The 8,636-nt window shown below is 59.3% G+C and carries 7 protein-coding genes, 1 tRNA gene and 1 pseudogene; all 9 read left to right on the forward strand.

Going from position 1 to position 8,636, the window contains the following annotated elements:
* Nucleotides 1–356 precede the first annotated feature (356 nt).
* Entirely contained in the window at nt 357–1,130 is a 774-nt protein-coding gene (locus AACY42_RS17230; RefSeq protein ID WP_339481139.1) for an ABC transporter ATP-binding protein, read from the forward strand.
* A gap of 13 nt (nt 1,131–1,143) precedes the next feature.
* The gene (locus tag AACY42_RS17235) at nt 1,144–1,896 is read left to right on the forward strand and encodes an ABC transporter substrate-binding protein (RefSeq protein WP_339481140.1); all 753 of its coding nucleotides are present in this window, start codon (nt 1,144–1,146) and stop codon (nt 1,894–1,896) included.
* A 78-nt stretch (nt 1,897–1,974) separates the two neighbouring features.
* The gene (locus tag AACY42_RS17240) at nt 1,975–2,670 is read left to right on the forward strand and encodes an ABC transporter permease (protein ID WP_339481141.1); all 696 of its coding nucleotides are present in this window, start codon (nt 1,975–1,977) and stop codon (nt 2,668–2,670) included.
* On the forward strand, nt 2,667–3,356 hold the full coding sequence (locus AACY42_RS17245) for an ABC transporter permease (protein WP_339481142.1): 690 nt from the start codon (nt 2,667–2,669) through the stop codon (nt 3,354–3,356). The genes AACY42_RS17240 and AACY42_RS17245 overlap by 4 nt, the downstream gene beginning before the upstream one ends.
* Nucleotides 3,337–4,569, forward strand: a complete 1,233-nt coding sequence (locus AACY42_RS17250) for a methyltransferase (protein ID WP_339481144.1) — start codon at nt 3,337–3,339, stop codon at nt 4,567–4,569. Before AACY42_RS17245 ends, AACY42_RS17250 begins: the two co-directional genes overlap by 20 nt.
* A gap of 303 nt (nt 4,570–4,872) precedes the next feature.
* A pseudogene (locus AACY42_RS17255) lies at nt 4,873–5,091 on the forward strand (FkbM family methyltransferase); the annotation flags it as partial.
* Nucleotides 5,092–5,166: 75 nt separating this feature from the next.
* Nucleotides 5,167–5,242 (forward strand) — tRNA-Thr (locus tag AACY42_RS17260).
* Nucleotides 5,243–5,414: 172 nt separating this feature from the next.
* Nucleotides 5,415–6,737 (forward strand): tyrosine-type recombinase/integrase, encoded by a 1,323-nt coding sequence (locus AACY42_RS17265; protein ID WP_339481145.1) that lies wholly within the window; start codon nt 5,415–5,417, stop codon nt 6,735–6,737.
* Between the two features lie 911 nt (nt 6,738–7,648).
* The coding region (locus AACY42_RS17270) for an integrase domain-containing protein (RefSeq protein ID WP_339481147.1) at nt 7,649–8,636 on the forward strand (988 nt) is incomplete at its 3' end.

Raw genomic sequence — 8,636 nt, forward strand, 5'->3', positions numbered from 1 at the left:
TTGGAACTTGCCCACACTGCGGATTGGAATAGAGGAATTCAGATAATCCCCTCCCAGGACAATAAACAGGCACAACACGAACGCTCATCCGGTTAACCCTTCCAACCCCCGCCCAAAGCTGGCACCATCGCGCCTTTTTTTACGCGACTCCCGGACTTTTCACCGGTAAACCAGGTTCAAACGGCCGTTCGGTTGTTGATGGCGCGACAGTCTGCTGTGCCGATGCGACAACCTGCCACACATCACCGGTTTACCGCCCGTAACGCTGTTGGCTGCCATTCGGACGCATGCTAGCTTGGCCGCCTCGCCAAGGAAGGCAGCCAACAGCAAGGGAGCACATACCATGAGGACCGCACATGGCCCAGGCCACGCCCGCGCTTGAAATCCGCAACCTGCACAAACGCTACGGACAGCAGGAGGTGCTCAAAGGCGTCTCGCTGACCGCCCGCGACGGCGATGTGATCTCGATCCTCGGATCCTCCGGGTCCGGCAAATCCACATTCCTGCGCTGCATCAACCTGCTGGAAAACCCCAACCAGGGCCAGATCCTGGTGGCCGGCGAAGAGCTCAAGCTCAAAGCCGCAAAGAACGGTGAACTGGTGGCCGCCGACGGCAAACAGATCAACCGCATGCGCAGCGAGATCGGTTTTGTCTTCCAGAACTTCAACCTTTGGCCGCACATGAGCGTGCTCGATAACATCATCGAAGCGCCACGCCGGGTGCTTGGCCAGAGCAAGGCCGAAGCCGTCGAAGTGGCCGAAGCGCTACTGGCCAAGGTCGGTATTGCCGACAAGCGCCACGCCTACCCGGCCGAACTGTCCGGCGGCCAGCAACAACGCGCCGCCATCGCCCGCACACTGGCGATGCAGCCCAAGGTGATTCTGTTCGACGAACCCACCTCCGCCCTTGACCCGGAAATGGTCCAGGAAGTACTTAGTGTGATCCGCGCCCTGGCCGAAGAAGGACGCACCATGCTGCTGGTCACCCATGAAATGGGGTTCGCCCGTCAGGTTTCCAGCGAAGTCGTGTTCCTTCATCAGGGCCTGGTCGAGGAGCAAGGATCGCCACAGCAGGTCTTCGAAAACCCGCTTTCGGCGCGCTGCAAACAATTCATGTCCAGCAACCGCTAACGGAGCAGTACACATGCAGACCTACAAGAAATTCCTCCTGGCCGCAGCGGCCAGCCTGGTCTTCTCGGCCAGCGCCATGGCGGCCGACAAACTGAAGATGGGCATCGAAGCGGCCTATCCGCCGTTCAACAACAAAGATGCCAGCGGCAACGTGGTCGGCTTCGACAAGGACATCGGCGATGCCCTGTGCGCCAAGATGAAAGTCGAGTGCGAAGTGGTCACTTCCGACTGGGACGGCATCATCCCGGCCCTGAACGCCAAGAAGTTCGACTTCCTGATCTCGTCGCTGTCGATCACTGAAGAACGCAAGCAGGCCGTGGACTTCACCGACCCGTACTACTCCAACAAACTGCAATTCATCGCGCCAAAAAACGTCGACTTCAAAACCGATAAAGCGTCACTCAACGGCAAGGTCATCGGGGCACAACGCGCCACCCTCGCTGGCACCTGGCTGGAAGATGAAATGGGCAGCGACATCACCATCAAGCTCTACGACACCCAGGATAACGCCTACCTGGACCTGACCTCCGGCCGCGTCGACGCGATCCTGGCGGACAAATACGTGAACTACGACTGGCTGAAAACCGATGCGGGCCGTGATTACGAATTCAAGGGCGACCCGGTGGAGGAAAGCGACAAGATCGGCATCGCCGTGCGCAAAGGTGACCCGCTGCAAAACAAGCTGAACGCGGCCTTGAAAGAAATCGTAGCCGACGGCACCTATAAAAAGATCAACGACAAGTACTTCCCGTTCAGTATCTATTGATATTGACGTGCCTGGCCGGCGCAGCTGCCTGGCAGCGCCGGCCCTTAGCAAAGCCTGCCGCGATATGAATTCTTACCCATGATGATCGATCTCTACGGATTCGGCCCGGCGCTTGCCGCCGGCGCGCTGATGACCGTCAAGCTGGCACTGTCGGCCTTGAGCCTGGGGCTGGTGCTCGGCCTGCTTGGCGCCTTGGCCAAAACCTCGCCATACAAGCCGCTGCAATGGCTGGGCGGCACCTATTCGACACTGGTTCGTGGCATCCCGGAATTGCTCTGGGTGCTGTTGATCTATTTCGGCACCGTCAACCTGATGCGTGCCCTGGGTGAGTATTTCGGCAAACCCGACCTCGCCCTCGACGCCTTCGCCGCCGGGGTGATTGCCCTGGGCCTGTGCTTTGGCGCCTACGCCACAGAAGTCTTTCGCGGCGCGATCCTGGCGATCCCCAAGGGCCATCGTGAGGCCGGCGTAGCCCTGGGCCTATCGAAGTGGCGGATCTTCACCCGATTGATCATGCCGCAGATGTGGCGCATCGCCCTGCCTGGCCTGGGCAACCTGTTCATGATCCTGATGAAGGACACCGCGCTGGTCTCGGTGATCGGCCTGGAAGAAATCATGCGCCATGCGCAAATCGGCGTGACCGTGTCCAAGCAACCGTTCACCTTCTATACGGTCGCAGCGCTCATGTACCTGGGCCTGACAGTGCTCGCCATGATTGGCATGCACCTGCTGGAACGACGCGCCGCCCGTGGATTTACCAGGAGCACCCAATGAACTGGGACGTCATCATCAAGTGGCTGCCAAAGCTGGCCCAGGGCGCCACACTGACCCTGGAGCTGGTGGCCATCGCCGTGATCGCCGGGCTGCTGCTGGCGATTCCCCTGGGCATCGCCCGCTCTTCGCGCCTATGGCAGGTGCGGGCATTGCCCTACGCCTACATCTTCTTTTTCCGTGGCACGCCGCTGCTGGTCCAGCTGTTTTTGGTCTATTACGGCCTGGCGCAGTTCGATGCCGTGCGCAGCAGCGCGCTGTGGCCGTACCTGCGGGATCCGTTCTGGTGCGCCACAGTCACCATGACCCTGCACACCGCCGCCTACATCGCCGAAATCCTGCGCGGCGCGATCCAGGCCATCCCACGGGGCGAGATCGAAGCCGCACGGGCCCTGGGCATGTCGCGGCCCAAGGCGTTGTTCTACATCATGCTTCCCCGTGCCGCGCGCATCGGCCTGCCGGCCTACAGCAACGAAGTGATCCTGATGCTCAAGGCCAGTGCCCTGGCGAGTACCGTGACCTTGCTGGAACTCACCGGCATGGCCCGGACCATCATTGCCCGGACCTACCTGCCGGTAGAGATCTTCTTCGCCGCCGGTATGTTCTACCTGTTGATGTCTTTCCTACTGGTGCAAGGCTTCAAGCAGCTGGAGCGCTGGTTGCGCGTCGATGCCTGCCAAGGGCGCTGACAGCGGCGTGCTGACGGGCGAGGCCCTGCTCGCCCGCTTCACGGCGCTGGACGCGTTTCTCACGACGCACCAGGCACTGTGGAAACCACGTCCGTTCACCCATCTGCAGCTGCCTTGGCAAACGTCCCACCCGGAACTGTCCCGATGGCTACGCCAGCGTTCACTGGAAGCGGCGGAAAATGACCATCATCAGCCATGGTTGATGGCAGACGCGCCAGCGCCATTTCCGGAATTGGCCGCTGTCTCCCGTGCATTAAGCGCGGTCGCACAATTGCCCGCCAGTACACTCGAAGCCCCAAGCCATCGCCTCAACGTCGACGTGCCCGGGCGCAAATGGCAACAGATCGAAGCCTTCGCCAGCCGCCTGCACTTCACCACCCAACCGACCCACTGGCTGGATTGGTGCGCCGGCAAAGGCCACCTCGGTCGACGCCTGCTGCACGGTGCTCAGCAACTGACCTGCCTGGAGTACGACCCCGCCCTGGTCGCCTGCGGCCAACAACTGAGCCAGCGCCATCACCTGCCCGCCACGCACGTGCAACAAGACGTGCTGGCAGCGGACGCCGTCCAGGCGCTCCACCCCGGACACACGCCTGTGGCCCTGCACGCCTGCGGCGACCTGCATGTGCGTTTGATGCACCTGGCCAGCGCCGTCGGCTGTGCACAACTGGCTATCGCACCGTGCTGTTACAACCGCATCAGCAGCGAGCGCTATCAAGCGCTGTCCGACGCCGCCAAGGGCTCTGCCCTACAGCTGTCGCTCGACGATCTCAGCCTGCCGCTGACCGAAACCGTCACCGCTGGCGCCCGCGTCAGAAGACAACGGGACCACTCCATGGCCTGGCGCCTGGGTTTCGACCTGCTGCAACGGCACATCAGGGGGCGCGACGACTACCTGCCTACCCCCTCACTGCCCAGCGCCTGGCTGGAAAAATCCTTCGCCCAGTACTGCATCGATCTCGCGGCCCTGAAAGACTTATCCACAGTCGGCACGCCGGATTGGCTCGCCCTGGAAGCAGCAGGCCATCAACGCCTGGCCGAGGTGCGCAACCTGGAGTTGCTGCGAGGCCTTTTCCGACGGCCACTGGAGCTTTGGCTGGTGCTGGATCGGGCGCTTTTCCTCAGTCAAAAAGGCTACCAGGTTCGCCTCGGTACCTTCTGCGAAACACCGCTCACCCCGCGCAATCTGATGTTGCTGGCAGAGCGTTGCTGAGATGAAACACCCTGTGGATAACTCTGTTGATGAAATAAACTCGGATCCAATCAATTCGCGATTTCCTGACCGAATCAACGTTGGTCATTTTTTGTTCATATGGATAAAAAACCATGAAAACAGGCATTTGCGACGAAATGCGAAAGCGGTCACAAAATCGCAAGATGCCCTACGTCTCATCCTGCCCGTTGTGCATAAGCGTCTAAGCGAAACGACATAACCGCCGAATTCCGTGCTGCCCCGCGCCAGTCATTGCCTCCACCGCGCCCGTGCTATTCAACAGCCCAACGTATCGTGATCGACCTGGCCCTCAAACCCGCCTTCGACATCCCACCCTGCCACCTGGCCGGCCTTCAACTCGGCAAAAGCCACAAATTCAGCCACCCCGTCGACGCCGCAGACCAACCGCTCAGCGCCGCCCTGCACCGGGCTGAACAGGCCGAAGCCCAACTCCACGGCATGCAAAACAGCCGCACTTGGCGAGCCCTGAACAAACGGCGAAACCTGCTCCACCGCACCTAAGCCGGGCTTGCGCAAAAATAGTCAGAATTCAGGGGTTTACAGAACGCACCCAATCGCTATAATCGTCGCCCACACGCCGGTATAGCTCAGTTGGTAGAGCAACTGACTTGTAATCAGTAGGTCCCGGGTTCGACTCCTGGTGCCGGCACCATACAAGGTTCCATAGAAAGCTTTCAAAATCTCTGGAACCCCCGAAAAACCCGCCTTCTGGCGGGTTTTTTCGTTTTGGCGTTCCATCGATTTCCGTCAGAAACTGGTGGATTCCAACCGTTTTAAGGGTAGAGTTTGGGATACAGGTCACTTCGATAAAAGGGAGTACCCTTATGTCGCGCACCACAGCTCCGCTCTCCGACGCAGCTTGCCGCTTGGCAAAACCTACAGACCGCGCCTACAAGCTTTTCGACGGCGATGGCCTCTACCTCCTAGTCCAACCCAATGGCCGCAAAGGCTGGCGGCTCCGTTACGTCAAACCTGACGGACGCGAAGGATTGACCTCGTTTGGCAACTACCCTGTCATCGGCCTCGCCGATGCGCGCCGCAAGCGCTTGGAGGTCAAGCGAATGCTGGCGGATGGCATTGACCCCATAGAGACCAAGCACCAAGCCAAGGCGGAAGCCGTGATCAAAGGCAGAACCTTTGAAAGCGTTGCGCTGGACTGGCACACGGAAATGTCGGCCAAGTGGGCACCAGGCCACTCCAAGACAGTGATGAGCCGCCTCAAAACCCACGTGTTCCCGCTGATCGGCGCCCGCGCCATTGTCGACCTCGACACCCATGACCTCATGCAGCCCTTGGAAGCGATCAAGAAGCGCGGAACGATAGACGTTGCTTTAAGGGTACAAAACTACCTGCAGAGCATCATGCGCGAGGCAAAACGCCTCCGGCTTATCACCGCAAACCCTGCTTACGACCTCGAAGGCTCGATCAAAGCCCCGCGGGTGGTACATCGCCCCGCTCTACCCTTATCACGACTGCCGGAACTGCAGGAGCGGATCGACACCTATAAAGGCCGCGCACTTACCCGCCTGACGGTGATGCTATCGCTGCATGTGTTTGTACGCTCCAGCGAGCTACGTTTCGCACGCTGGAGCGAGTTCGACCTCAAGCGCGGCACCTGGGAGATACCGGACACTCGGCCAGCGCTGGAGGGAGTACCCTTTTCCACAAGGGGTACGAAGATGGCAGGGGATATCCATTTAGTACCCTTATCGCCGCAAGCGGTGACTCTGCTTGAACAGATCCACGCCCTCACCGGTAAATTCGCGTTGGTCTTCGCAGGGGATGCCAAACCCTGGAAGCCCATGTCCGAAAATACCGTGAACAACGCGCTACGGACGATGGGATACGACACCAAAACCGATATCTGCGGGCATGGGTTTCGTTCAATGGCCTGCAGCGCACTGATCGAGTCCGGACTGTGGTCCGAGACCGCCATTGAAAGGCAGATGAGCCACAAGGAACGCAACAACGTCCGCGCCGCTTACATCCACAAGGCCGAGTTCATCGAGGAGCGCAGGCTGATCATGAACTGGTGGAGCCGGTACCTGGAGACCAACCGGCAGGAGCATGTCACTCCACACGAATTCGCGAACCAGACCGGAGCGAACGTTACTCGCCTAAAAGCAAAACGTGGCGCAACCGAGTAAGCGCTCGGTCTTCATATCTCAGTGATCCGCTTTTCCACGCGGGTCCATCCAAACAGGGCTGCAAAGCCGCCCTGCTTGGATCGACCTCACTTAAAAAATCGAAAGTCCAAGTAACTGTCTGTGGAAAACCACTGATTTCCACCGGTGGATAATTTCATCCACAGCCGCAGAACTCCCGAAAATTCGAGCCTTGACCCGAATTATCCACAGGCGTAGAAAAGATCGGGCAAAGCGCTGTCGTTGACAGCAACCCAGGTAGCCAGAACCTTTAAGGCTACGCCACACCGTGGTGGTTCTCCCAAAGTGCGATTAGCGTCCGGCAGCTCGCACGCTCACAGCGATGTGATGGATGCCTACTTTTACCAGTGTGCCCACTGCGGCAACTCATCCCCTTTCATAGCTGCCCTGCAGCAATCCATCCGCTTGGCCATTTCATTGCGCCAACCTGCGCCCGTCTCTTTCTTACGGAAAGAGACGGGCGCTCCTACCGCTGCTGCAGCCCACCTCGTACAAGGCTTTGCGGCATTCCCCCTCGTGACAATCGGCGTGACAAACACCGAAGTCACCAGCAACAGCGATGCAGATGATGATGCCGCAGACCAGGGAATGGACTGCACCTGAGTGACAGTCAGGCATGCCCCGGTCATCGCGTCACTGCCTTCACCCGACTCAGGATCTCGCGGCGCTGGTCTCGTCAGCCAGTGCAGCCTCCACCCGCCCACTTCTTCGGAAGTGCCCAGGAGGTCAGATCATGAGATGCCCAAGCTCCCGGTCGTAAGGAGCCGCAAGTCCCGCGTTAGTGGACAACCCTCACAGGTCGCAGGGGCCTTGATCCCTGATAACACTCAACATTCTTGGCGGGATGACGTGGGGAAGGTTTCAAAGATTTTGGCTTCGAGAGGAGTTTGATCATGGCGTTGGTCGGTAAACGAGATGGGCGTAATTTTGGCTATGGTCGGCAGCTGAGCTATGCCGGGCCGCAGGCATTGCGGGATCTGTTTGGCGGCGGGCGTTACGGCACGATCAGGGCGCACAGTGATCGGTGGCAGGCGTTTGTGCGATGGTGTCGGTCGAAGGATGGGCCCGGGTTTAACGATGCACGGCAAATAGATCGGCAAACCTTGGTGGACTACGCGATACATCTGCGTCACCACGTTGAACAAGGCGACCTTGCCATCACCACCGCGCAAAACCGGTTGTCCAGTGTGAATCGGACCATGGCCGCGCTTCGCGGTGATCAATATGTGAAAGTGCCGAGTCCGAGCAAGGCGCTGGGAATGCAGCGAACCAGTGTTCGCCGCTCGGTGCCGCAAGGCCAAGACCGCGAACAGGTGAAGCGGATCGTAGACGCCCTCTGCGAACACCAACTGCCACGCGCCGCGGCTATCGTTCAATTAGCGCGAGCCACCGGCATGCGCTTACGCGAGGCCATTTTGGCCGACCTACCGCGTCTAAAAGATGAGGCCGAACAACTTGGCAAGATCAACATCCAGGACGGCACCAAAGGGGGCCGTTCAGGTGCGTCGGCACCTCGCTGGATTACGGCAGATAATCATATTCGTGACGCACTGAGGTTTGCCGGACAGGTCTCACCCAACGGCAGCTGCAACCTGCTGGCACCGAACGAAAGTTACCTCGATTTCCAACGGGAAATCGTCCGTACCGCCCGAGACATCCTTCATCAGCACAACCTCAAAGGCTTCCACGAATTGCGCGCGGCTTATGCGTGCGAACGCTATGAGCAGATCACCTGTCACGTAGCGCCTATCAACGTAAACGATCCATCACCCACACATTCAAAGCCGCCCATTGAAGCCCGATGCTGCGCTCCCGATCTCTTTCCGGAGCCAGCACCTCATGATGCGTCCCGACGCCAAAGTCGAAAAAGTTTACCTTTAC

It is taken from the genome of Pseudomonas sp. RL_5y_Pfl2_73 (assembly GCF_963970515.1).
Taxonomy (GTDB): Bacteria; Pseudomonadota; Gammaproteobacteria; order Pseudomonadales; family Pseudomonadaceae; genus Aquipseudomonas.

Coding starts and splice junctions, on each gene's coding strand:
- AACY42_RS17230 (WP_339481139.1), top strand. CDS start 357: ATGGCCCAGGCCACGCCCGCGCTTGAAATCCGCAACCTGCACAAACGC.
- AACY42_RS17235 (WP_339481140.1), top strand. CDS start 1,144: ATGCAGACCTACAAGAAATTCCTCCTGGCCGCAGCGGCCAGCCTGGTC.
- AACY42_RS17240 (WP_339481141.1), top strand. CDS start 1,975: ATGATGATCGATCTCTACGGATTCGGCCCGGCGCTTGCCGCCGGCGCG.
- AACY42_RS17245 (WP_339481142.1), top strand. CDS start 2,667: ATGAACTGGGACGTCATCATCAAGTGGCTGCCAAAGCTGGCCCAGGGC.
- AACY42_RS17250 (WP_339481144.1), top strand. CDS start 3,337: ATGCCTGCCAAGGGCGCTGACAGCGGCGTGCTGACGGGCGAGGCCCTG.
- AACY42_RS17265 (WP_339481145.1), top strand. CDS start 5,415: ATGTCGCGCACCACAGCTCCGCTCTCCGACGCAGCTTGCCGCTTGGCA.